Source organism: Erysipelothrix larvae, from assembly GCF_001545095.1.
Classification (GTDB): Bacteria; Bacillota_I; Bacilli_A; order Erysipelotrichales; family Erysipelotrichaceae; genus Erysipelothrix; species Erysipelothrix larvae.
Map to the genome: position 1 here is coordinate 1,031,326 of NZ_CP013213.1, position 26,070 is coordinate 1,057,395.

Annotated in this window: 23 protein-coding genes and 1 other annotated feature; of the genes, 20 read left to right on the plus strand and 3 right to left on the minus strand. The window is 37.4% G+C overall.

Features of this window, described 5'->3' with window-relative positions:
- Positions 1 to 53 precede the first annotated feature (53 nt).
- On the plus strand, positions 54 to 1,406 hold the full coding sequence (locus tag AOC36_RS04750; protein WP_232505395.1) for a sensor histidine kinase: 1,353 nt from the start codon (positions 54 to 56) through the stop codon (positions 1,404 to 1,406).
- Between the two features lie 171 nt (positions 1,407 to 1,577).
- Here the strand turns inward: AOC36_RS04750 and AOC36_RS04755 are convergent, their stop codons facing one another.
- The 3 genes from AOC36_RS04755 to AOC36_RS04765 all read right to left on the minus strand — a co-directional run bounded on the left by AOC36_RS04755 (position 1,578) and on the right by AOC36_RS04765 (position 5,367).
- Positions 1,578 to 3,053 (minus strand): ISL3 family transposase, encoded by a 1,476-nt coding sequence (locus AOC36_RS04755; RefSeq protein WP_067629964.1) that lies wholly within the window; start codon positions 3,051 to 3,053, stop codon positions 1,578 to 1,580.
- Between the two features lie 133 nt (positions 3,054 to 3,186).
- A complete protein-coding gene (locus AOC36_RS04760; RefSeq protein ID WP_067629969.1) occupies positions 3,187 to 3,657 on the minus strand; it encodes a DUF6431 domain-containing protein in 471 nt (156 codons plus the stop codon).
- A 345-nt stretch (positions 3,658 to 4,002) separates the two neighbouring features.
- Positions 4,003 to 5,367: a polysaccharide deacetylase family protein gene (locus AOC36_RS04765; RefSeq protein ID WP_067631946.1), complete on the minus strand. Its 1,365-nt coding sequence runs from the start codon at positions 5,365 to 5,367 to the stop codon at positions 4,003 to 4,005.
- Positions 5,368 to 5,623: 256 nt separating this feature from the next.
- Positions 5,624 to 5,701, plus strand: a sequence feature (ribosomal protein L21 leader region).
- A gap of 14 nt (positions 5,702 to 5,715) precedes the next feature.
- Here AOC36_RS04765 and rplU point away from each other — a divergent pair.
- From rplU to rbfA, 19 genes are all read left to right on the plus strand, one after another.
- Positions 5,716 to 6,027 (plus strand): 50S ribosomal protein L21, encoded by a 312-nt coding sequence (rplU, locus tag AOC36_RS04770; protein WP_067631948.1) that lies wholly within the window; start codon positions 5,716 to 5,718, stop codon positions 6,025 to 6,027.
- 3 nt (positions 6,028 to 6,030) lie between these two features.
- Positions 6,031 to 6,351, plus strand: a complete 321-nt coding sequence (locus tag AOC36_RS04775; protein ID WP_067631950.1) for a ribosomal-processing cysteine protease Prp — start codon at positions 6,031 to 6,033, stop codon at positions 6,349 to 6,351.
- Entirely contained in the window at positions 6,348 to 6,632 is a 285-nt protein-coding gene (rpmA, locus tag AOC36_RS04780) for a 50S ribosomal protein L27 (protein WP_067631952.1), read from the plus strand. The genes AOC36_RS04775 and rpmA overlap by 4 nt, the downstream gene beginning before the upstream one ends.
- Before the next feature lie 53 nt (positions 6,633 to 6,685).
- Positions 6,686 to 7,969 carry a GTPase ObgE gene (obgE, locus tag AOC36_RS04785; RefSeq protein ID WP_067631954.1) on the plus strand — a complete coding sequence of 428 codons (1,284 nt, stop codon included), beginning with the start codon at positions 6,686 to 6,688 and terminating at the stop codon, positions 7,967 to 7,969.
- Between the two features lie 14 nt (positions 7,970 to 7,983).
- The gene (ruvA, locus tag AOC36_RS04790) at positions 7,984 to 8,556 is read left to right on the plus strand and encodes a Holliday junction branch migration protein RuvA (RefSeq protein WP_067631956.1); all 573 of its coding nucleotides are present in this window, start codon (positions 7,984 to 7,986) and stop codon (positions 8,554 to 8,556) included.
- A 13-nt stretch (positions 8,557 to 8,569) separates the two neighbouring features.
- A complete protein-coding gene (gene ruvB / locus AOC36_RS04795) occupies positions 8,570 to 9,574 on the plus strand; it encodes a Holliday junction branch migration DNA helicase RuvB (protein ID WP_067631957.1) in 1,005 nt (334 codons plus the stop codon).
- An 18-nt stretch (positions 9,575 to 9,592) separates the two neighbouring features.
- Positions 9,593 to 10,666, plus strand: coding sequence for an undecaprenyldiphospho-muramoylpentapeptide beta-N-acetylglucosaminyltransferase (gene murG / locus AOC36_RS04800; protein WP_067631959.1), 1,074 nt, complete (start codon positions 9,593 to 9,595; stop codon positions 10,664 to 10,666).
- A 1-nt stretch (position 10,667) separates the two neighbouring features.
- On the plus strand, positions 10,668 to 11,489 hold the full coding sequence (locus AOC36_RS04805; RefSeq protein WP_067631961.1) for a cell division protein FtsQ/DivIB: 822 nt from the start codon (positions 10,668 to 10,670) through the stop codon (positions 11,487 to 11,489).
- Between the two features lie 17 nt (positions 11,490 to 11,506).
- Positions 11,507 to 11,866, plus strand: a complete 360-nt coding sequence (locus AOC36_RS04810; RefSeq protein ID WP_067631963.1) for an Asp23/Gls24 family envelope stress response protein — start codon at positions 11,507 to 11,509, stop codon at positions 11,864 to 11,866.
- Position 11,867: 1 nt separating this feature from the next.
- A complete protein-coding gene (locus AOC36_RS04815; RefSeq protein ID WP_067631965.1) occupies positions 11,868 to 13,499 on the plus strand; it encodes a DAK2 domain-containing protein in 1,632 nt (543 codons plus the stop codon).
- 286 nt (positions 13,500 to 13,785) lie between these two features.
- Positions 13,786 to 15,750: an ATP-dependent DNA helicase RecG gene (locus AOC36_RS04820; RefSeq protein ID WP_067631967.1), complete on the plus strand. Its 1,965-nt coding sequence runs from the start codon at positions 13,786 to 13,788 to the stop codon at positions 15,748 to 15,750.
- An 18-nt stretch (positions 15,751 to 15,768) separates the two neighbouring features.
- Complete coding sequence (gene rnc, locus AOC36_RS04825) at positions 15,769 to 16,449, plus strand: ribonuclease III (RefSeq protein WP_067631969.1); 681 nt, start codon at positions 15,769 to 15,771, stop codon at positions 16,447 to 16,449.
- A gap of 13 nt (positions 16,450 to 16,462) precedes the next feature.
- Positions 16,463 to 20,773: a PolC-type DNA polymerase III gene (locus AOC36_RS04830; RefSeq protein ID WP_067631971.1), complete on the plus strand. Its 4,311-nt coding sequence runs from the start codon at positions 16,463 to 16,465 to the stop codon at positions 20,771 to 20,773.
- A gap of 339 nt (positions 20,774 to 21,112) precedes the next feature.
- The gene (locus AOC36_RS04835) at positions 21,113 to 21,544 is read left to right on the plus strand and encodes an LSm family protein (protein ID WP_067631973.1); all 432 of its coding nucleotides are present in this window, start codon (positions 21,113 to 21,115) and stop codon (positions 21,542 to 21,544) included.
- A 10-nt stretch (positions 21,545 to 21,554) separates the two neighbouring features.
- The gene (gene nusA / locus AOC36_RS04840; RefSeq protein WP_067631975.1) at positions 21,555 to 23,261 is read left to right on the plus strand and encodes a transcription termination factor NusA; all 1,707 of its coding nucleotides are present in this window, start codon (positions 21,555 to 21,557) and stop codon (positions 23,259 to 23,261) included.
- Positions 23,262 to 23,276: 15 nt separating this feature from the next.
- Complete coding sequence (rnpM, locus tag AOC36_RS04845) at positions 23,277 to 23,537, plus strand: RNase P modulator RnpM (RefSeq protein WP_067631978.1); 261 nt, start codon at positions 23,277 to 23,279, stop codon at positions 23,535 to 23,537.
- The gene (locus AOC36_RS04850; protein ID WP_067631981.1) at positions 23,506 to 23,898 is read left to right on the plus strand and encodes a L7Ae/L30e/S12e/Gadd45 family ribosomal protein; all 393 of its coding nucleotides are present in this window, start codon (positions 23,506 to 23,508) and stop codon (positions 23,896 to 23,898) included. Before rnpM ends, AOC36_RS04850 begins: the two co-directional genes overlap by 32 nt.
- Positions 23,840 to 25,693 carry a translation initiation factor IF-2 gene (gene infB / locus AOC36_RS04855; RefSeq protein ID WP_067631984.1) on the plus strand — a complete coding sequence of 618 codons (1,854 nt, stop codon included), beginning with the start codon at positions 23,840 to 23,842 and terminating at the stop codon, positions 25,691 to 25,693. The genes AOC36_RS04850 and infB overlap by 59 nt, the downstream gene beginning before the upstream one ends.
- 13 nt (positions 25,694 to 25,706) lie before the next feature.
- Positions 25,707 to 26,057 carry a 30S ribosome-binding factor RbfA gene (rbfA, locus tag AOC36_RS04860; RefSeq protein ID WP_067631986.1) on the plus strand — a complete coding sequence of 117 codons (351 nt, stop codon included), beginning with the start codon at positions 25,707 to 25,709 and terminating at the stop codon, positions 26,055 to 26,057.
- Positions 26,058 to 26,070: the final 13 nt, after the last annotated feature.

Here is a 26,070-nt window from a genome sequence, read left to right on the forward strand (position 1 = left end):
GGGTTTGGTTCTATTTTCTTACTTTAGTTGGAACCATTATTGTAATTTTGTGGATGTTACAAATTACATTTTTAGAACCCTATTATCGACTAAATCGTGAGCGTACAATCTCCGACACAGTAAATGAAGCAGAGCGAATTTATCAAAGCAATTTAGATATAACCCAAAAAGATTCAAATTTACGTACATTGTTTGCAAAACAAAACATGTGTGGCATTATCTATTCTGATACTGGTATTGAAGTTTCACTGATTGCGGTTGACCTTATGGGTCAAAATTGTTTTCTTCGTGGAATTACATCAAATTCACGCCAAGAATACATCAGTTTGATTCAAAATGCTGCCACTGGTTCAATTAGTTTCCCATTTACCAATGAATTTTTTGACCAATCTATGTCCTTTTTTGGCAAAGAAATGGCGGTCGGTGATTCACAATTTTATATATTTGTGAATACTCCCATGGAACTACTTGACTCCACTGTTACCATTTTAAAGAATCAGTTTTTTGTGGTAATCATGATTGTTATCGCACTAGCAACCGGATTGTCTATCATGCTATCAAGGCATCTGGCTTATCCACTTGTAACAATAAACAACAGTGCAAAAAAATTAGCCAGCGGTGATTTTAATGTTGAATTCACAGGTGAAGGGTATAATGAAGCAATTGAACTTTCCGAAATTCTTAACTATGCGACCAGTGAGTTTAGTAAAACTGATGAATTAAGACGCGACCTTGTAGCAAATGTGTCACACGATATCAAAACACCTCTGACAATGATTAAAGCTTATGCTGAAATGATTAAAGACATTTCAGGTGATGATCCACTCAAACGCGAAGAACATCTTGATGTGATTGTGAATGAGGTAGATCATTTAGAGCGTTTAGTCAACGATATGCTTACTTTGTCTAAATATGAATCAAAAGCCTATGTTATTAATGAGACAGAGTTCGAATTACTGACTCATGTAAAAGCAACCTTGCGTTTATTCTTCTCACTAGACATTAATTTTATTGTTAATGTTCGTGAGGGAATCTTCGTGAAAGCCGACGAAATTAAAATGGGACAGGTGCTCTATAATTTTATCAATAATGCCACTCGGTTTGTCGGAGAGGATAATACAATTATTATTGAAGCATTGGTAGACAAGAATCTTGTGACTGTTCGCGTTATTGATCATGGAATTGGCATTTCAAAAGAACACCAAAACACAGTGTGGGACCGATATGCTCAAATTAATAAACATCATCGACGCAATGAAAACTCAACTGGATTGGGTCTATCAATTGTAAGGGCAATTTGTGAAGCAACAGGCTCTTCTTATGGTGTTATAAGTGAAGAAGGTGAGGGTGCGACATTCTATTACACACTCAATCTCACCAAAATGAAATCCATAAATAAGGGTTGATGAGGCATCTTGGCGGTCTGAAATAACTTGGGGATAATTCAGAAAATGATATAAAATAACTTGGGGAGTAAGTTACCCCAAACAAGTTTGTTAAAGACCAAAGGGAAGCGTAGTCGCACATGACTATAGCTTCCCTCTTTTTGTTATAGTATATCAATAATGAGTCATTTCTTAAGAGAGTCCTTTGTCATAGGTTGTTTTAATTATTGGGTTAATTCGATATGTTGCGTCTTCATTAAGCACATACAACACACGATTCCTAAACCGCTCCCAATTACGATAGCCACTTGCATTGTTTTTTATTTGCTTGATTATGCGATTTCGATTCTCAATCAACGCACTGTTTATGTGTGTTATGGAAACTTCATAATGGGTTTCTCCTGTTTTCTTATTTGTGACCTTTGTGCATTTTTCTACTTTATTGAAAGTTGCGACAATTTCATTTTTCCACTTTCCTAAAGTTCGGCTAAAATCAACGATTGATGCAACTCTACTCTGAGCCATCACTCTGATGAGTGTGTTCAGATTCTCGTGTGCATTCTCAGCTTTTGATTCATTGAAGAATTGATCGAGTAAGAACTTCATGTTATATGCATCTTCAAGGCCATTGCTCGTTTGAAGAATTAGGTCTATTATGTCGTAAAGGTTTAGAAACTTTCCCAATTTCTTATTGCGTTGTTTCGGTACATTTGGATCAAATATATTGTATTTCTTATCTTTAACTGTGGTTGTTGCTTTGGGGTTTTTATAGAGTAACCAGTTGAACTTTTTAAGCAGATAGTATTGCTGGTCACGCTTATAATATTCTTGTCTTTTGACTTTATCTTCTGTTTGCTTCCAGTTCTTAGGAGGTTTTAGTTTCTTCATAGTGTCTACCCTAATAGAGTCGATACGTTTCATTAAATCACTATAAACATGAAAACGATCAACACTGATAAACGCGTTTGGAAGGAATTGTTTTGCGACGACTCTATAGCTATACCACATGTCGATTCCAATACCTAAGACTCCTTTGCGTTCTTCAAGGGGGATTTGGCTAAAATACGCGACTAAGTCTTGTTTCTTACGGGACGGTAATATATCTACGATATTCTTTGTCATTGCATCAATAAGAACGCATACATAATCACTGCGATCACTGTGGTACGCATAACATTCATCAATAAGCAGATAAGCGGGTAGTTTTTGTCTGGAGACAGAAACGTGGGAATCGAAAATAGATGATACTGTAGTGGGAGATAACCGATATCTATTGGCAACTGTGGTAAACGTTTCATGTGGCGATTTAAGATCATTCAGGACATTATATACGGTCAGCTGAGTAATCTTCATATTTCGATACGCAAATGGATTGTGTTCAAAAAAGCATTTATTACACGTTGTGCATTTATAACGTCGTGCACGGTAACGAATGTAACAGGGTATATGTGTTACCAGTGAGTGGAGAAGCTTCTTTTCAGAATAATCTTTGATTGTGGATGTTTTGCTTTCACAAATTGGGCATGTTTGTTCCTCTACCTGAAGCGTAATGTACACATTCAATGCGTCACTTTGACCTTTGATATCAATCTTCTGGACTTGATGGTGTTCTAAGTTAAATAATTCAAGAATTTTTTCGTTACTTAAAAGAGTGGCATTAGCGTTCATAGAAACCCTGCCTCTCTTTGACTATTTTGATAAGGTTTCATTATGTATCTTGCTCCTAAATATAAAAATGATTGTCTGTTATTTAAATAACCATCTTCATTATATTCAATCTGAGGAGTTAAAACTATTTTTCTCATGTTGGTGAAGTAATGGCGGAATGATAGATATTCCGTTTTGTGGATAATATGAAGTAATTCAATCGTTCCAAATAACTTAAATGTCTCACCGATTCATAATCGTTAAAACGTATTTTTATCCGAATATATGTTGATTCATCAATATCAGTTAAAAGCGTGCTATCAAGTTCATGGGTTAATATTATTTCAATTGTGGGTACAGACAGTTGAAAATAGGGAAGTAAGTTACTTGGTATTATTGCATGAGTTCTCTTACATTGATTACAAAAGAAACGTGCGATTTCTACGACAATGGTTAATCGCCCAGTAATTATGGTTTTCGGATAGTATCCATAACGAATCAGTGTATCTGTTTTTGAACAGCACGGACAAGGTATTGTTTTTGGATTAATTGAATTGAGAAATTTGTAATATTCCTTTTGAGAAAACTGTTTATTATTGAATGTGTTTGAGAAAACTGTTATCATATTCTTACTCCTTTATAGGAGGTATTGGATTGGTAGAAACTTAGGTCTGGAAACTTGGGGTTTCTACCATTTTATTAACCTCGTTAAACTAATAATACAAAAAAAATCACTTTAATACAGCACTTAATTGTGCATAAAGTAAAGTGATTTTTTATTCTGCTGGTCTAAGATAATCAGTTTACAACAGAAATCCCCAAACTTCTTTAAAGACAGAGGCTAGAGCAAGATTACCTCACCCCAAGAAATAGTGTTGCGAGTGAAAACCCCAAGTAAAGTTTAATATCCGGCATCTTTAGGGATGTCTTTTTCATAAAAAAAAGAAATTCAACGATGAATTTCTTTTCATTACTTCACTGCTTCACGATAGAGTTGGCCAGAGTTTGGTCCTTGACCACGTGCTTCGAGTAGTTCACGAACTGTTACAAAGGTATACCCATCTTCTTTGAGTGAACTGAGCACACATTCGAGTGATTGTGCAGTTGATTCATGAATATCGTGCATGAGTACAATGGAACCATCAAATGCAGCGTAGTCGATATGCTTACATATTGCATCTGCATCTTTTGAAAGCCAATCTTCTGAATCGACAGTCCAATTGATAAACACACGGTCAATTAATTCGCGAAGTCCTGGATTAATCGCACCATAAGGAGGTCGTACAAAATAAGGCCCTTCATACCCAGTTGCTTTGATCAACGCATTTTCTGTATTGATAACTTGTTCAAGTGCTTCTTCAGGTTTCAATTTGGTGAAATTTGGATGATTCCAAGAGTGATTTGCCAGTTGATGGCCTCGATTTAACATATCAACAAGAATTTCTTCGCGGCCTTCAACACGACTACCCATTACAAAGAATGTTGCGTGTGCATCGTATTTCTCAAGAATATCCATTATTTGAGCCGTCAATTCCATATGCGGACCATCATCAAATGTAAGGGCGATGAGCTTAGATTGTGGATCAACCCCTTGTGCGACATAAGTCGGGTAAACGGGTGAATCATTTGATTTCAAATCACCAAGATTCAATAACAAATAATTTTCGTTTTCAGCCATATCTTTTGTGAATGATAAGGAGTCACTGAAGGTGAACGTAAAGGTAGTTCCCTTAATGAAAATATTCTCAGTGCCTGTTAATAATGAAACCTTACTTAGAAAGTCCATGCGACTCATTTCACCCATATCAATACTTTCGCGTGCTTCATTTGTTAAGCGACGAAGTGCGAGTGGTTTGAAAAAATCATTAACAGAACTGAAACGATTGAGACGCTTATCAAATACTTTTGACTCGGTATTATAAATTTGATTGTTGAGATAAGCAGTCATCTTAATGGATATAAAGTTTCCATCCAGAATCTCTGAAGCATAATCTTGCAGAAACTCATAGGGTTTTTCACCCTCTTTAACAATTGCGTTTATTAAAACTTCTTTCTTAACTTGCTCGCGAATTGCATCCGTACTTTCTTTAATCCATTGATCAAGTGGTTCAACACCAGTATGTGGATAATGTTGGACGATAAAATAACTGGATGTTTTATCTTTAATTGTTTTTTGGCTACCAAAGTTTTTATTTGTTTGTTCTACATTTAACATATTTTCCGGAAATTGTATGGAAACGGCGTTGTAAAACCATATCCCTGCATAAGTCAGCCCCCCGACAAGTACAAAGACGAGTGCGTAAACAACCCAACGTCTAATTTTTCTTTTCTTCATTGAAAAAAACCCCTCTTTTCCATATGAATAGGATAACATATTAAATGAGAAGATAAAAGAATCGAAATCTTTTTGATATAAGATATTTTTACCTGATAGGCCACTTTTTTTATTGGTCAAACAAGTAATTTAGTTGGCTTTATGACATTGTTGGTGTATAAGTGTGGTAAATTTATGAAGAAGAGAAAGTAATGCTAGACAACCACCCCCATTTTATATATAATATAAAGGCGTTATAGACTGGTTGATGTCCTTACAAGACATACAACCGCACATATATAGGTTCCCTAAGAGATTTAAGTATCCACCTAATATGGCGAGTCTTATGCTAAAATAAGGAGGTGTAGTATGTACGCAATTATTGAAACTGGTGGAAAACAAGTAATGGTAGAACAAGGCCAAACAATTTACGTAGAGAAATTGGATGTAGCTGAAGGAGAAACTGTTGTTTTCGATACTGTTGTCGCAGTGAAAAACCGCACTCTTAAAGTGGGTACCCCATATGTTAAAGGTGCAACGGTTACTGCTAAAGTTGAAAAACATGGCAAAGGTAAGAAAATCAAAATCTTCAAATATGTTTCTAAGAAGAGTTCTACTCGTAAGAGCCAAGGTCATCGTCAACCTTACACACGTTTGGTTGTAGAAGCAATCGAAGGCTAAAAAATGATTCAGGTTATTGTTACACGTTCAAAAGATTCCATTGAACGCATTGAAGTATCGGGTCATGCATATACAAATGATCCAGGGTATGATTTGGTGTGTGCAGGCGTCAGTTCAGTAATGACAGGCGCATTAAATGGTTTTGATCAATTGGACGATAACAGTGAATTAATTATGAATGAAGAACCATACATCTCTATACGATGTATGACGGTAAATAAAACAAATCAAATTTTACTTCAGTTTGTATTAACTCAATTGAAAACAATTGAATTCTCACATTCTGATGCAATACAAATACTTGAAAAGGAGGACATCCGATGAAATTCGTATTAAATATTCAGTTGTTCGCTTCGAAAAAGGGAGTAGGTTCTACAAAGAACGGTCGTGACTCTCATGCGAAACGACTTGGAGCTAAACGTGCTGATGGTGAATTCGCAACTGCTGGTTCAATTCTATATCGTCAACGTGGAACAAAGCTTCACCCAGGTCAAAATGTAGGACGTGGCGGTGACGATACATTGTTTGCAAAAGTTGACGGTGTTGTTAAATATGAACGCATCAGTCGTTCACGCCGTTGTATCTCGGTTTATCCGGTAGCGTAACAAATCTAATCCCCTAGGTTCTAGGGGATTTATTTTTTTAAAGGAGTGATTACATGTTTGTAGATCGCGTTAAGATTAAGGTCATTGCTGGTAATGGTGGCAATGGTATGTCGTCTTTTAGACGTGAACCATTTGTACCCCTAGGTGGGCCTTATGGTGGAGATGGCGGTAAAGGAGGTGACATCGTTTTAGTGGGTGATTCCAATAAAACAACGTTACTTGACTTTAGGTACCATCGTATTGTGAAAGCCGATCGTGGGCAAAATGGTAAGAATAAACGAATGCATGGGCGAGGTGCTGATGATATCGTGATTCCTGTACCATTAGGGACGATTGTTAAAGATATTGAAAAGGATATAGTTGTTGCAGATATCGTACGTCAGGGTCAACGGGTTGTTGTTGCAAATGGTGGACGAGGGGGTCGTGGGAATGCACGATTCAAAACCCATAAAGATCCTGCGCCAACTTATGCTGAAAAAGGATTAATTGGTGAAACAAAAGAACTAGTGCTTGAACTAAAATTACTTGCAGATGTTGGACTAGTAGGATTCCCATCTGTTGGGAAATCAACACTACTTTCAGTTGTAACACGTGCTAAACCCGAAATCGCGGATTATCACTTTACAACACTCTCACCAAATTTAGGTATTGCGAGCAGTAATGATGGTCGCTCTTTTGTCATTGCTGACTTACCAGGACTTATTGAAGATGCCCATCAAGGAAAAGGATTGGGGCATGTGTTCTTGCGTCATATCGAACGATGCCGTGTCTTGTGTCATGTTGTTGATATGGGTGCTGAAGATGGAAGAGATCCTGTTGAAGATTTTAAGGTCATTAACAATGAGCTTTTACAATACTCAGAAGATATTTTAGAAAGACCGATGGTAGTTGTTGCAAATAAGATGGATTTAGATCCAGCAAAAGCAAACCTAAAACGCTTCAAAGAAGCCTATCCTGAAGTTGAAGTTTTTGAAATGATTACTGTTGTTGGTGAAGGAAAGGATGCACTGTTGTATCGACTTGCCGATCTATTGGATGAAAACCGTCAAGAAAAAGAAATTGAACAAGCTGAAACAGTTGTATTCAAATATGAAGCGCCAAAACCTAAGTTTGAAGTGGTTCCATTAAACCCTGGATTATGGGAAGTAACTGGTGAAAAAATTGATAAACTCTTTGATCAGTTTGATGTTCAGGAAGAAGATGAAGCCATTCAATTTGGTATGGCCATGAAACGATTGGGTGTTGACCAAGCCTTGCGTGATGCAGGATGTAAGCATGGTGATACCGTAATCTTAGGCGATATTCAATTTGAATTTGATGAAGGTGTGATAGAATAGAAGTGGTGATATAAATGATAGCTTATGTTTCAGGAACTTGTGTTTTTAAAGAAGAAGATGCAGTAATCATTGATGTGAATGGTCTTGGATATCAAGTGTTTTGTCCAACGACCCATTCAATTTTAGTAAATCATAATATTACATTACATACTTATTACTATGTTCGTGAAGACGCCATTCTTTTGTATGGATTCGAATCGCGTGAAGATTTAAATCTTTTTAATCGCTTAATCACGGTAAAAGGTGTCGGACCTAGGGTCGCACTTGGTATCATGAAAAAAGTACCTTCAAGCGATTTGGTAAATGCAATTGAAGCAGGGAATCACACTTATTTGAAAACAATGCCAGGTGTGGGACCAAAGATGGCTTCTCAGATTGTCCTTGATTTGAAAGGGAAATTGGTCAGTGCTTCAAGCAATGCACCAGTCTCTAAGTTTGACGGCTTATTTGAAGATGTGGCAGTTGCGTTGGGAGACCTTGGATTTAAACGTGGTGAAATCAACAGCATCAAAACACAACTTCACGAATCAAGAGCAACAGATATCAATACTTTAATTAAACAAGCATTAAAATTATTAGCACGATAGAAGGGATGATTGAATGAGTCGATTAGTAGCACCGGAACTTGATCAAGAATCAATGGATTCAGAATTGTCATTAAGACCCAAAACGCTCAATGAGTACATTGGTCAAACAGCATTAAAAGAGAATCTTTCTATATTTATTCAAGCCGCTCGCGCGCGGTATGAATCCTTGGATCATCTATTATTTTATGGACCTCCAGGTCTTGGAAAAACAACGATTGCCCATATTATTGCCCATGAAATGAATTCTGGGATTAAAGTTGCAAGTGGTCCAAGTATTGAACGCAGTGGGGAATTAGCGGCGCTATTATCGTCACTAGAACCTGGTGATGTCTTATTTATTGATGAGATTCATCGGCTTCCTAAGGTTGTTGAAGAGGTTTTGTATTCAGCGATGGAAGATTTTGTGTTAGATGTCATTATTGGCAAAGATGCAACATCACGTTCTTTACGCATCGATTTACCACCCTTTACACTTGTAGGTGCTACAACGCGTGCAGGTGATTTGTCGTCACCTTTGCGTGATCGTTTTGGGATTGTATCAAAACTAGATTACTACACACATGATGAACTGTGTCAAATTATTGAACGTACATCACGGGTTATGGATACCCGCATTAATCATGAAGCGATAAAAAAAATCGCATCTCGATCACGCGGAACTCCACGAATCGCAAATCGATTGTTTCGCCGTGTTCGCGATTTTGCATTTGTGATGAATGATGATTTTATTGACGAATCAATTGCAGATTACGCACTCAATCAACTTAAGGTGGATTCTTTAGGGTTGGATGATGTAGACATTCGATACCTAAAAGGAATCATTGAGCGCTTTAAAGGTGGGCCGGTTGGCATTGAAGCAATCGCATCAAGCATTTCTGAAGAAGTCATGACTTTAGAAGATGTCTATGAACCCTATTTATTACAGCTTGGTTTTATCAATCGAACACCAAGAGGACGTGTGGTAACACAAAAAGCATATGAACATTTAAAAATCCCTTATAATGATTCAATGTTTTAAGAAGTGAGGTAAGTGTTTATGAAAATATGTATCGTAACAGGTGGTAGTGGAGGACATATCTATCCTGCATTAACCTTTGCGGATTACGCAAAAGAAAACTCAGATACCAGTATATTCTTTATTGGAAATCAAGACCGAATGGAATCACGGATTATCCCTGAAGCAGGGTATCCGTTTTTCGCGATTCACAACAAAGGGCTTCAAGGAAGTGTTTTGGATAAAGTAAAAGCAGTTGCGGGTCAATTCAGTGCAATTTCAGAAGCACGAAAGATTCTTAAAGAACAAAAACCTGATCTTCTCTTTGCATTCGGAGGGTACGTAACTTTACCCTGTGTTCTCGCAGCACATCGCTTGAATATACCTGTTGTACTTCATGAACAAAATGCTTATGTAGGCAAAGCAAACAAGATGGCTGCACGCTATGCACGCGCAATAATCACCTGTTATGACAAGGCTTTTGAGGGTGTTGAAAGTGTTTATCAATACGGAAATCCCCGCGGTGCCATTGATCCAAAACAAATTGATTCCAAACATGAAATGAAACGATTGGGTATAAAAGATACTGATGCCATCGTGTTATATGTGATGGGATCACAAGGTGCTCAAACAATGAATGATGTGATGGTCGATCTGATTCCAAAAGTTAAGGACAAACCGTATAAACTTGTGGTATCAACTGGAGCAAATGAGTATCAATCGTTTATCAGACGGATTGAACAGGTTCCTTCAAATGTCATAGTTGAACCATTTGTTGATCAAAAGGCTTTGTTGGGTGTCACTGATTTAGTTGTTGCGCGTTCTGGTGCGACAACAATCGCTGAGCTTGCTGCTTTTAAAACCCCATCAATCTTAATCCCAAGTCCGTATGTTGCAAACAACCATCAACTCTATAATGCAAAAGCTTTGGAGGATAAAGGTGCCTGTGTTTTAATTGAAGAAGATCGTGTAAAAACAGACGTGTTAATGGATGCAATTGACGATCTTATGGGTGATTCGATTAAACTTAAGGCGATTGGAACCGCTGTTTCGACCTTTGCTCGACCTGATGCCAATCAAAGAATCCTAGCGCTTCTTAAAACGATAGGTGCCTAGTATGAGTAGACGTAGAGTACATGAAGAGCAAGAGTCTCATGTAGAGAAAGTTCAAAAGGAGCTGCTTGCGAAAAAGAAGCTTGCGCGAAAACGTCGTCGTAAACGCATCATGCGACGCATTATGTTCATTTTAGTATTTGTTTTAGTGATATCGGGTATTGTATATGTCGATAACCAACCATTCTCACGGGTGTCTTCGGTGGATGTCGTTGGCAATAATTACATTAATAGTGATATAATACTTAATGAGAGTAATGTAGAGATTGGAGACCGTCTGATTTTTACACTTTCGCATTTCGTAAATCGGCGCATATCAAATATTCCCGGTGTTGCATTAAGTGAAACAAACGTGTATTATACTAAAGGGAAAGTTGTTTTGAATGTCAAAGAAAAAGAAGTTGTTGCATATCTTGCAGAAGGACCTACCGTTTTATTTGCGGATAATGCGCTGTATGTAACTGCATCAAATTCCTATGCTGACTTTCCATTGCTTGTTGGATTTACAAATGATATCATCAACGCTCATCCAGAATTTGCTGATAAGTTATCTCGGATTGAAAAAACAGCATTCTACAATATATCTGAGATTCATTATGAAGTAAATGAGTTTGAAACGCTTTATATGCGATTTGTTATGAACAACGGATTTAAAGTGTTTACGAGTGTTGAAAACATGATGTTGATGAATCATTATACTGAGATAGTATCCAGTGTAATGAACGGAGATCATCCGGATAATCGATGTATTTATTTCCTCGATTATTATGAGGATGTCCCAGACTCACAGGTTTCGATTGCGAAACCATGCGGGGGTAATCAGTAAAATGGAGGAGGTTTATCATGTCAATTGAGAAACAAAATGAATTTGGTTCAATTAATATTACAAACGAAGCAATAGCTATGTTAGCAGGTGGCGTTGTCACCGAATGTTATGGTGTTGTGGGAATGGCATCACAAAAATTCTTTAAAGATGGATTTGCCGAGCTATTAAAAGGTGAAAATTACTCCAAAGGGGTTGAAGTAATTGGATCAGACGAAGGATTTGAACTTAACCTTTATCTTGTATTAAGCTATAATGTTAAGATTTCCGAAGTCGTGTTAGAAGTTCAAAAGAAAGTTAAATACATGTTAGAGAAAACGTTACAAATCAATCTAAAATCTGTAAATGTTTTCGTACAGGGAATAAAGGTTGTGAAGTAATATGACATTGAATATAAATGGTGATTTATTTTTAAAAATGCTTGAAAGCGGAGCAAATAATCTATCAAACAAACATCACGAAATTAACGCTTTAAATGTTTTTCCTGTGCCAGATGGTGATACAGGAACAAATATGAATTTAACATTCACCAATGGGTTAAGCGAAGCACGAAAGATTGTTTCGTCAAACATTGGGGATGTATCGAAAACATTATCCCGTGGACTCTTAATGGGTGCACGCGGAAATTCAGGGGTAATCTTATCTCAAATATTCAGAGGGTTTGCGCAATCCGTAGAGTCACTGAAAGAAGCTGATTTAAAAGCAATTGCAAATGCTTTTCAAAATGGAAAGACAGTTGCTTATAAAGCAGTTATGCGTCCTGTAGAAGGAACCATCCTTACGGTACTACGTGAAAGTGCTCAAGCTGCATACGATTGGACCTTACTCAATCAATCCGCTACACTTGAAGAGTACTTCGAAGTATTACTTGCTGAAGCAAACAAGTCACTTGAACATACACCTGAACTTTTACCAGTTCTTAAAGAAGTTGGTGTTGTTGACAGTGGTGGCGCAGGATATGTTGCAGTAATTGAAGGTTTTTTATCTGCGCTTAAGGGTGAAATTATTGAAGCCCATGAAGTATCAGAAGATCTTGCATCTGCTGGTGCAAATATGGAAAGTGACGAGTTTGGATACTGTACAGAATTTATTGTTCAACTGGATCCAAATGCATCACGCTATGATGAACAAACATTCAGATCCGAACTTGAATCTTTAGGGAATTCAATTGTTGTTGTAACGGATGAAGACCTTGTTAAAGTTCACGTTCATACATTAAAACCAGGAAATGCATTGAATCTTGGGCAACGTTATGGAGAATTCCTAAAACTGAAGATTGAGAACATGACTGAGCAACACCATACAATCATGGAATCGGATGTTCCTCATGCAACAAAACCGGTTGCAAAAGAACATTCAAAATATGCGATTGTTTCAGTTGCAGCTGGAGATGGTATTGTTGAATTGTTTAATGAATTGCGTGCTGAGTATATTATCAGTGGTGGTCAAACTATGAATCCTTCAACTGAAGATTTCATTGAAATGATTAATACAATTGATGCTGATCATATTATTGTCTTGCCAAATAATTCAAATATTATTATGGCTGCAAAACAAGCACAGGATTTACTTGAAGATAAAGATATTCGTGTACTTGAAACAAAATCAATTCCTCAAGGACTAGCAGCATGTGTTATGTTCAACCCTGAGGTTGATATTGACGAAAACATTCAAGAAATGGTTGAAGCAATTCAACACACTAAGACAGGTCAAGTAACCTACGCAATTAAAGATACTGTTTTTGATTCCATTGAGATTAAAGCAAATGATTTCATGGGAATTCTTGAAAAAGATATTGTTGTATCAGGTCAAGATAAACAAGAAATCACGAAACGCCTTATTGATCAATTAATTGATGATGACAGTGCACTTGTGACATTACTTGCAGGTGAAGATACAACAGAAGATCAACTGAATGATCTTGTCGCTTACATTGAATCAACATTTGATGTAGAAGTTGAAGCTCATTTTGGAGATCAACCAGTTTACGCTTACATTATTGGTGTTGAATAATTATTAATATCATAAGTAATTAAAGAACTTAACACTTCATGTTAGGTTCTTTTCATTTCATCTCTTCTAATTTATATAGGAGTTAAGACGTGCTTATGCATATTTAAGGTTAAGGTAAAAATAACGCTATAATATGCACAAGTAAACAATACAAAAACTGAGAAGAGAATCCATTATTTTTAAAATGTTGTGTCTTGAATTAAGTCACTTTATCACTTAACATATACATAGAGTTAATTAAGTAAAAGATAAGAAGGGATTGGAGTTATACTCTAATTGTGAGACTATGAAATATCTAACCGAAAAACAACAAGCCATCGTTCATGATTTAGGGTATGAAAATGACCTCGATTTTTTAAATCATTTTCCGTTTCGCTATGAATATCGCGTCACTATTCCATTTAATGAATGGAAAGAAGGCGATGAGGTTGTATTTGAAGGGACGTTATTATCTGCTTTCAAAAGTTATCGTTTTGGCAAAAATCAAACGCGTACAACATTTGAAGTCCTAGTAGATGAAGAGATTATCAGCGTTGTGATTTTTAACCGTCCGTATTTAAAACAAGAACATTATGCACAACGTATTATTGTTCACGGTACTTATAATGGTAAATTTAAGTTTTTAGCAAAATCAGTCACAAATCAACCCCTTGAACAACAACTTGGAATTAAACCAGTCTATGCCACAAAGCAAGGCATTAAACAATTCGAAATTACACGGCTAATCCAAAAGATTTTAAACCATGTTGAGCTTAAAGATATCATTCCGCAAGATTTTGTTGCAAAGTATCGATTACTGCATCGGCAAACTGCGCTGAAATACCTTCACATGCCTGATAATGATGTGCAAATTCAAGCTGCATATCGCACTTTGAAATATGAAGAATTTTTAATGTATCAATTGTATGGTCAAATGAATCAAATGAACCGTCTTGAAAAAAGCCCGCTTTCAATTGATCAAGATGCTTTAAATGCGAAAATAAAAAGTCTTCCATATTTATTAACTGCTGATCAATTGATTGCACTTGAAGACATTGTGAAAGATTTAAAAGCACCACGGCAAATGAACCGTCTTTTACAAGGAGATGTAGGGAGTGGTAAGACTGTGGTTGCTGTACTTGCTGCACTTTGTGTTATCAAACAAGGATATCAAGTTTGTTTTATGGTACCGACAGATGTTCTTATGGAACAACATGTGTTGTCAATAAAACAATTAATACCAGAAGTTAAGATTGCAAGCTTATCACAATCGACATCCGATAAACCGTCTGTCATGGACGCAATTTCCAAGGGTGATGTAGACCTTATCATCGGAACACACGCACTGTTTCAAGAGAAAGTTTCGTTTAAGAAACTCGGACTCATTATCATTGATGAACAACACCGCTTTGGTGTGCGTCAACGTGAATCACTGATTAACAAGTCTGATAAACCCGATATCCTTTTGTTATCCGCTACGCCGATTCCACGAACCCTTGCAGCTTCTTTATTTTTTGATTTAGATGTATCAACGATCGAAACATATCCAAGTTTTAGAAAACCAATTAATACTGTATTTATTGAAGAGAACTCCATGCGATCAATCATGGATGATGTGCATGATCGCTTATCTAAGAAAGAACAAATCTATATTGTATGCCCAGCGATTGAAGAATCGACAAATATGCGCGGGGTTCGAACTGTCAGTGCAATCTATGATCAAATGGTACAAGCACTCAAAGGGTATCGGATCGGGATGCTTCATGGGCAAATGAAAGCGCAAGAAAAAGATGACATCATGAAACAATTCAAACAGGGATCCATTGATGTTTTAGTTTGCACAACGGTCATTGAAGTTGGGATTGATGTTCATAACGCGAATACAATGATTATCTATAACGCAGAACTCTTTGGATTAGCAACCCTACATCAACTCAGAGGACGTGTTGGTAGAGGTGCTATTCAAGGTGTTTGTTATTTACTGAGTGACAACAAGGACGATGCTAAGAAGCGTTTAGAGCTTATGACACACGTAAACAACGGGTTTGACTTATCCCTTGAAGATTTGCGAAACAGGGGCATGGGGGACCTGTTAGGGTCTAGACAAAGTGGCATTCCTAACTTTATACTAGGAGATGTGGTAAAAGATGTCGCAATCTTAAATCAAGCGAAGTTGGATGCCCACGAAATTTTACACCATCCTCATAATCAAGATTATAAAAATATTATAGATATAGTTCGTATAAACAAAAATGGAATTGATGGTGTATAATAGATGAAGGTGATAGACATGACAATTTGGGATTTATTAAAAAAACTTGATATTCCAGTAAACAATGAAGCACTTATTGAACAAGCATTTGTTCATTCTTCATGCATGAACGAAAAAACAGATTATAAAGAAGATTATGAACGGTTGGAGTTTATGGGTGATGCTGTACTACAAGTTAGTGTATCAAACATTTTATTTAACCATAAAAATCATTGGAGTGAAGGCGAAATGACACTCATTCGTGCACGACTTGTATGTGAAGAAGCCTTAGCAGGATATTCGCGTAAGCTTGGACTGGAGAAATATCTTGTATTAGGTTTAGGAGAAGAACGTAACGGAGGCCGTAACCGCGACTCAATTGTTGCGGATATTTTCGAGTCTTTATCGGGTGCCATCTATATTGATTCCGGATTAGAAAATGCGCAAAAATTAATTTATGCAGTATTACCGGATGATCTTGAAGCATACAATGCGATGTCTGTAATGGACTATAAGACAAAACTACAGGAATTTGTTCAATCCGATCGAAGAGATGTGGTTACCTATGAAGTAATCAGTGTTACGGGACCTCAAAATGCTCCCACTTTTGAAGTGGTTGTGAAACTTAATGACCTTGTTTTTGGCAAGGGGATTGGAACAAGTAAAAAAAGAGCCGAACAAATGGCTGCAAGAGATGCGTTTGAAAAATTAGTAAAATAAGAGAGGAGATCTGATGAAATCAGTATTTAATAAATTAAACTTAGACAGTGAAATCCTTTCCCAACTCGATGATGTAGCGATTACGTCATCAACATACATTCAAGAAGAAAAACGAGTCGAAGTAGAACTTGAATCACACATTATCCTGCCTTACACTGTATTTTATGCGTTACGTAAGGCTTTTATTACGAGTTTAAGAATGCCAACATCCATAAAAATTAATACGAGTGCTTCTGAGATCGCGTTTAAAGATCTTATGGATTATGTCGATTTCTTTGTGCAACAATCGCGCATTCGTGAATTAAGAGGCATTCCGTTTAATGTTGAAAATGATGAAATTATCTTTTTATCTAAAGATGAAGCAACAACTCGAGAAATTCGAAAAGGTTTTGAACTTTTATCATCACGGCTTTCTGAAGTGGGAATCAAACGTGAAATGGAAGTCAAAACAATTCGTGAATCCAATGAACTAGAGGTCATTGTACGCAATGAAGCACCTATAAAACCCGTGCGTGAACAAGATGCCTCCAGTGACTTAAAACGAGTACCGCGTCAAAATGTAAAAATTACAGATTACCAACCGATTAAGTTACGGGCATTGACTGAAGATGCAAATAACATCGTGGTTGAAGGACATATTTTTGAAGTTGAAATATTCCAACTGAAATCGGGTGATTTTAGTGTTAAATATTTTGTTGAAGATGGTGAAGCAGCCATTATTATCGGTGAATATTATAAGAGTGAAGATGACATCTTAAAAAAAGGAACCTTTGCACGTTTTTACGGCAACTATATTTACGACAACAAACCCTATGTACAAGACTACATCTTTAAGATGAAGCGATTTACCTTGATTGATTCGATTTTTAAACGCGATGATACCAGCGACAAGAAAAGAGTTGAATTTCACCTCCATACAACTATCTCAGAAATGGATGGGGTGAGTGATGTCAGTGAGTATATTAAACAAGCCCATGAATGGGGACATCCAGGGTTAGTGATTACAGATCATGAAGGGGTTCAAAGTTTCCCTAAGGCATACAATGCAGCTCGTGCACTCAAGAAAAAGAATCCAGATCAACCGTTTAAAGTAGGATATGGGGTGGAAATGAATTTGGCAGATAAAAATCTGACCATCGCCAAAAATCCAAAAGGTCAAAGCTTGCACGATACAACGTATATTATTTTTGACCTTGAAACAACCGGATTATCATCCTATTATGATCATATTATCGAATTTGGTGCGGTTAAAGTCGTGAACGGACAAACCGTTGATAAGATGCAGATGTTTATAAAACCGCCAATATCAATTCGACCAACCATCCAAGCACTTACAAACATTACTGATAATGATGTAAGAAATGCGCCAACAATTGAACAAGCAATCCATACCATGCTGAAATTTATCGGTGATGGAGTTTTGGTAGCCCATAATGCAACCTTTGACTATGATTTTATTCAAGAAACACTCCGAAGACTGGGAATGCCACCCATCGATAATTCATGTGTAGATTCACTGGATTTGGCGCGCTCGTTGTATTCAAACCGTCGCTCATATCGTCTTGGAAGTATTGCACGTCTTCTTAAAATCACCTATGACGATGATGTAGCGCATAGAGCTGACTATGATGCTGAAATCCTTGCCCATGTTTTTGCACACATGCTTCGTGAAGAAAAACTTGCTTCATTTGAAACGGTGGATGATTTAAACCGATTAAGTGATGAAACAGCATATGCTAAGACAAGAAAATCGCATATATCCGTAGTGGCTAAAAATCAAGCAGGACTTAAGAAACTGTATGAACTCATTAGTCTGTCCTATACAACTTACCTTGCATCATTTGGTGCGACAAAGTCAGCAGAATTTGTTGCTGAGCCCCGTATTATTAAAGAAGAAATCGAATCACATCGCGACCAATTGCTTATTGGTGCAGGATGCAGTAACTCAGATGTATTTGAAACTGCCATGAACAAAAGTGATGCACATCTTCAAAAAGCAATCGAGTTCTATGATTATATTGAAATTATGCCACTTGATACCTACCGTCATCTTGTAGAACGGGATGTCATTGAAAGTGAAGCACGCTTAGTTCAGGTGATTCAACGGATCATTGCGATGGCAAAACGATGCAATAAATTAATCATTGCCTCAGGTGATGCACATTATAATCATCCAAAACAACAAATCGTGCGGGATATCTATATTCATTCGCAAGGAATTGGTGGCTCACGTCACCCGTTATATATCTATGATGAAACCCGCCGTATGAATTTCAAATCACCAAAACAACACTTTAGACCCACACAAGAAATGATGCAAGAGTTCCCATATCTTTCCAAAGAAGATGTGGAATTGTATGTTATTACAAATACAAACTTACTTTTTGATCAATTGGAAGAAATTGAACCAATACCAAGTAAACTTTTCACACCAAAACTTGAAAACAGTGATGAGCTCTTAAAAGAAATTGTGTATAATACAGCACATCAAACGTATGGAGAAACCCTGCCAGTGCTTGTTAGTGATCGTATTGAACGAGAATTAAACTCAATTATTGGACACGGGTTTGGCGTAATTTACTATATTTCACACTTATTGGTAAAAAAATCGTTGGATGATGGTTACCTCGTCGGATCACGGGGATCTGTAGGTTCTTCGCTTGTCGCAACTATGGCAAAAATAACTGAAGTAAATCCACTGCCGGCACACTATATTTGTAAAAACTGTCAGCATAGTGAATTTTTCACGGATGGAGAATACTCATCTGGATTTGACCTTCCACCCAAAACCTGTCCACATTGTGGTGAGGCGATGATTGGTGAAGGGCAAGATATCCCGTTTGAAACCTTCTTAGGGTTTGAAGGGGATAAGGTCCCAGATATTGATTTAAACTTCTCTGGAGTTTATCAAGAAGTTGCGCATGCCTATACCAAAGAAATCTTTGGTGAAGACTATGTCTATCGTGCTGGAACCATTTCAACCGTTGCGCAAAAGACTGCGTTTGGATATGTAAAAGGCTATTATGAAAATACCAACCAAGGAAACCCAAGTCAAGCGTGGGCTACCTATTTATCGTTTGCTGCCGAAGGTGTTAAACGAACAACAGGACAACATCCAGGGGGGATTATTGTTATTCCGAATTATATGGATGTCCATGATTTTACACCGGTTCAATATCCAGCAAATAACCCAGAATCTGCATGGAAGACAACGCACTTTGAATTCCATGATATTCATGATAATGTCTTAAAACTTGATATTTTAGGGCATGTTGATCCAACTGCGATGAAGATGTTAGAACGCTTATCTGGAATTGATATTAACACAGTTCCAATGAGTGACCCAGATACGATTTCACTTTTCTCGACTCCAAATGCGCTCAAAGTTGATACGAGAACATATCATGAAAAAACAGGGGCCTTAGGAATTCCTGAATTTGGAACGCAATTTGTACGTCGGATGCTTGAAGCAACACGTCCAGATACTTTCTCAGATCTAGTGCGAATATCCGGTCTTTCTCATGGTACAGATGTATGGAAAAACAATGCTGAGACGCTTATTGAAAATGGCTTAACGCTAAAAGATGTTATTGGATGTCGTGATGATATCATGGTATATCTCATGTTGCATGGACTCAAACCTAAACTTGCCTTTGACATCATGGAATCGGTGCGTAAAGGTCGGGGTGTAAATGATGCATGGAAGCAAGAAATGAAACGAAATAATATACCAGAATGGTATGTTGACTCTTGCGAAAAGATTAAGTACATGTTTCCAAAAGCCCATGCGGTTGCATATGTAATGATGGCAATCCGGGTTGCTTGGTTTAAAGTGCATCATCCGCTCACATATTATGCTGTTTACTTTACTTTACGGGTGAATGCATATGAGATTGAGACAATGACTGCACCTTTAGATTCAGTTCAAAGACGTTTGGACAATATCAGAATGCGATTAAAAAACTTTGAAACTAAACGCGATGTCTCAACGAAAGAACAGTCCCTTATCGATACCCTAGAAGTCACTATAGAAATGCAAAGCAGGGGCTTCCATATCAATCCAATTGATTTGATGAAATCAGATGCGACTGAGTTCAAACTCGACCCAGATGATCCATACGGGATTATTCCACCGTTTAATGTTATTGACGGATTGGGTGATGCGGTTGCACGAACGGTTGTTGAAGCACGGATTGAAAGTGAGTTTATATCCAAACGAGATCTTATTAAACGAACTGGTTTAAGTACAACACTTTTATCTAAACTTGATGCATTGGGTGTCACAAACCACTTACAAGAAACAAATCAATTGTCGTTATTTTAAAATTGAGTCTTCATAATTTGATAACAGAAGTGATACGCTAAACCATTACCATATTTGCTTTGAAACTTCAGATGAGGTGACTTCAAGTGTTTTGGCTCCACACAATCTTAAAAATCGAATGTTCAGCGTATTTTTGATGTTTTAAAAATGGTTGAAAGTGCTGTAATTTCTCGTGTTTTTATGGGGTCAAATGCAGTAATTGTAGGTCGAATCGCAAGCACGTCAGCACAAGATAAATATATTTGCAATTCGTTATCAAAAATAGTATAATTAGTACGTAGAGAAGTCAAGGAGTGGTTACGCCACTCCTTGCTTTATGTTTAAAAGGAGTGATAGATTGTGACATATATAGATACATTAAATAAAGTAGCCGATACGTTAAATCTTAAAATCGTCAAAACTCACTCAGTTGGTGACGATTTATTAGAGATTAGACTTGCGCATAAGGATTCACTCGAAGCCTTAGACTTGGAGACAGTTTCACAAGCTGCCTCATTGTTTGCAGAAGCAATTGACTACGAAATTGGACTTGATGTAAGTTCGGAAGGTGCTGAACGGGAACTGGTGGAATCTGAATACAGTTTAGCAGTAGGAAAGTATGTATATATTAAGTTAATTAACCCAGAAAAAGGGTATAATGAATATGAGGGTGACCTTGTATCGCTTGATGATGAGACAATTATTATAAGCGTACGTGTCAAACATACTTCAAAAGAATTTACTGTAGATAGAAAAAACATAAAACTGCTTCGACTCGCAGTTAAAGTATAGGGAGTAAGAAATGAATATAAAAAATGTCGTATTAGCAATGCAAGAGATTGTTGATAATAGAAATGTTTCAAAAGAAATCATCGTTGAAGCACTGAAAGAATCACTCGTAAAAGCATACCGTAAAGAAATTGATGTACCGGATGCTTTAGTAGAAATTGAACTTGATGAAAAAACTGGGAATCTACGTTTGTTCCACCAATTCTTAGTTGTTGAAGAAGTTGAAGATGATGAGTTAGAGAAAGCACTGGATGAAATTACAGATGCAGATTCTGAACTCAAAGTTGGGGATTACTATCGTGTTGAAGAAGATATTAGTGGATTGGGGCGTGCTGCCGCAACATTGGCTAAAAACGTGATCCGTCAAAAAATTCGTGAAGCAGAAAAACAAGCCGTATATGATGAGTATATTGATCAATTAGGTGAACTGGTTCATGGTATGATTGAAAGTGTAGAAGAACGTTTTGTAGTGGTCAATTTAGGTAAAGCATTGGGTGTGATGCCTAAGACAGCTCAAATACCTGGTGAAACATACCGTGAAGGGCACACAATTAAAGTGGTAATCACAGATGTAAACCGAGACACAAAAGGTTCACAAATTATTGTATCTCGCGCAAGCGAAATCCTTGTACGTCGTCTCTTTGAAAAAGAAGTGCCTGAAATTTATCAAGGCCAAGTCGAAATCAAAGCGATTGCACGTGAAGCAGGTGAACGTACAAAGATTGCAGTATACTCATATGATCCAGATATTGATCCAATTGGTGCATGTATTGGACCGCGCGGTTCACGTGTTCAAGTCATTATCGAAGAACTTATGGGTGAAAAAGTCGATATTTTTGAGTGGAGTGACAATGCCATTGATTTAGTTAAGAATGCATTATCTCCTGCAGAAATCTTGGCAGTATTCCCAAATCCAAATGGAAAAGGGTTGATGGTTGTTGTTGATGATTCACAACTATCACTTGCAATTGGGAAACGTGGTAAGAATGCACGCCTTGCAGTGCGCCTTACAAAACAACGTATTGATATTAAGTCTCAGACAGAAGCAAATACAGAAGGCTTAGATTATGAAGCATTGATGGCTGATTTTGAAGTGAAAATCAAAGCAGACCTCGAAGCACAAGCTCTCGCACGCAGTGTTGAAACCGTGGAAGAAGTAACTGAAGCGCCTCAAGAAACAGTAGAAGTGGTTGAAGACACAGAAGTTGTGGAAATGAGTGAAACTGAAACTGAAATTGAAACTGAATCTGAAGCAAGTGTTTCTGAAGCGGCTGTTGAAGAAGTAGTTGTTGAGGGTGAACCTGTTACATTAGTAAGTGAAGACGACACAATGGAAGCAGAGATTGAAGAAATAGTTGAATCTACTGATTTTGTGGAAGAGCACGAACAAACCGAAGAAGAAAAAGAAATTATTCGTCGTAAACGTCCAGTATTGAAACCACGTGCGGATGAATATGTTTCGAAGTTTGAACAAATTGCTTCTGCTTCAAAGAAAAATGATGAAGGTCATTATTCAAGACGTCGTCGTAAAGTTGAACGTGAAGAAGAAAAACCAGTGAATACTGCAGAACTTCTGAAACAAAAAGAATACTCAATCTTGCCAGAATATTCAGAGGAAGAGCTTGAAGAAATCAATGCACAACGTACTCAAGAACAAGAAGAATGGTACGATGATGATATTGACTTTGATATCTACGATGAGTACTACGATAAAGATTAATGATGAGGATTTGACATGAAGAAAGTTCCAATGAGAAAATGTGTCGTAACCATGACACAACATCCAAAGAAAGAACTGATTCGTATTGTTTTAACGCCAGAAGACACCGTAGAAATTGATGATACTGGCAGAAAAAATGGGAGAGGCGCTTACCTACATGGCTCTAAAGAAGTCGTAGAGTTAGCCCAAAAAAACCGCGCACTTGATCGTGCACTCAAAACGAAAGTGCCACAAGAGGTTTATGATGAACTCCTTAAACGATATTCAGATCAGTAAAGTTCAAAGAAATCTTGGTTTGTGCCAACGTGCTTCAAAATGCATCTTTGGTGATAAATTAGTGGATTCTTTGAGCTCTGGTAACGTTAAACTTGTGATGCTAGCTACGGATGCATCAGATAGAACGAAAAGTATGTTCAATAAGAAATGTGCTTTTTATAACATCCCAGTAATTGAGTTGTTGAGTGTTGATGAACTCTCCATCTCAATCGGTAAAACAAATCGTGTAGCACTTGGCATTATAGATGCTGGGTTTACACGCATGATTCAAAAAACAATTTATGGAAAGGGTGAAGTTATAAATGAGTCAAAAGAAAAAGAACAAACGCGTAAAAGGGAGAGGAAATCAATCCCGGAATAAATCAAAGAACCCTGCTTCTATTGCACCCAAGAAGAAGGTTCCTACAGTAACTGAAATCGAATATTTCGACGGCATTACTGTTACTGATCTTGCAGAGCGTTTAGAACGTAGTCCAAGTGAATTAATCAAACTACTTTTCCTTATGGGAACTGTTGTGACAATTAACTCATCACTAGACTCCGAAACAGTAGAATTAATTTGTATGGAATACAACGTAACCGCACAAAAAGTTGAGGTTATTGATGAACTTGCACTTGATGATGATATTCAAGATGATCCAAAAGATCTTAAACCACGTCCACCAATTATCACAATTATGGGACACGTTGACCACGGTAAAACAACACTTCTTGATACCATTCGTAAAACAAATGTCGTATCCGATGAGTTTGGTGGAATTACGCAACATATTGGTGCGTATCAAATCCGCCACAATAATCAATTATTAACCTTCCTTGACACACCAGGTCACCAAGCGTTTACGGCGATGCGTGCACGGGGTGCTAAGGTTACGGACTTAGTTATTATTGTTGTTGCTGCTGATGATGGTATGATGCCACAAACACGCGAGGCCATTGACCACGCAAAAGTTGCGGAAGTACCCATGATTGTTGCAATCAACAAGATTGATAAACCTGGGGCAAACTTTGATCGTATTTATTCTGAGTTTGCTGATGCAGGGATTACACCTGAAGAATGGGGTGGCGATACAGTATTCGCGAAGATTTCTGCGAAAACTGGAGAAGGAATTGAAGACTTACTTGAAACAATTCTTGTTGCTACTGAGTTAGAAGAATTATCCGCAAACCCTAACCGTACTGCAATTGGTACAGTAATTGAAGCGAAACTTGATAAGGGACGCGGTCCTGTCGCAACACTCCTTGTTCAAAATGGAACCTTACATGTGGGGGATCCACTTGTTGTTGGTTCAATCTTCGCACGTATTCGTAAGATGACTGATAGCAATGGACGCGAACTAGTAGAAGCATTGCCTTCAATGCCTGTCGAAATCATTGGTTTACAAGATGTTCCAACAGCGGGTGACCTCTTTAAATCCTATGACAGTGAAAAACGTGCGCGTTTTGTAGCTGAAAAACGTAATATTGCTAAAGTTGAAGCGGATCGTTCAGCATCAAGTGCAATGAGTCTTGACGACTTGTCACGTCAAATTGCTGAAGGTGCAGTACAAGATATTAATATTATTCTTAAAGCGGACGTTCAAGGATCTGCAGAAGCACTCAAGAGTTCATTAGAACAATTGAGCTCAGATGAAATCCGTGTAAATGTTATCCGTGCAACTGCAGGAACAATCACAGAAAATGATATCCTACTTGCAACAGCATCCCATGCTGTTATTATCGGATTTAACATTCGTCCAACAAGTGCAGTGCGTAAAGTTGCTGAAGAACAAGGTGTAGATATTCGTTTATACAATGTCATCTACCAAGCAATTGAAGCAATCGAATCAGCAATGAAGGGTATGATGGCCCCTGTATTTGAAGAAGTAATCTACGGACAAGCAGAAGTGCGTGAAATCTTCAAGGCATCATCAATTGGTACAATTGCTGGATCGATGGTTGTTGATGGAAAAATCTTTAGAGATGGAAAATGTCGCCTCATTCGTGATGGTGTCGTGATCTATGATGGTAAAGTATTAGGCCTAAAACGATTCAAAGACGATGCAAAAACTGTATCTCAAGGATATGAATGTGGTATTACAATCGAAAACTTTAATGACATCAAAGTAGGCGATGTTATTGAAGCATATGGTGAAGAAGAAATAGCTCAAGACTAGGAGGACCCCCATTATGACAGTAAAAAAAGAGCGAATTGAGTCAATTATTAAGCGTGTAGTTTCATCTACAATTGCGAACCGTTTGAACGATCCAGCACTTAAATTTATGAGTGTTACGGATGTTGAAGTAACAAATGATTTATCATTTGCTACCATCTTCGTCAGCTTTTTTGAAGAAACAAATAAGGTTACCGGTATGGAAGTGCTTGAAAAAGCTAAAGGTCTATTAAGAACAGAAGTAAGTAAATCACTTGATACTCGTAGAACTCCAGAATTGATTTTCAAACTCGATGAATCACTCGAATATGGTTCAAAGATTGAAGGAATTTTAAAACAAATTAATGATGAGAATAAAGAGAAGTAAGAGCGGTTTATCC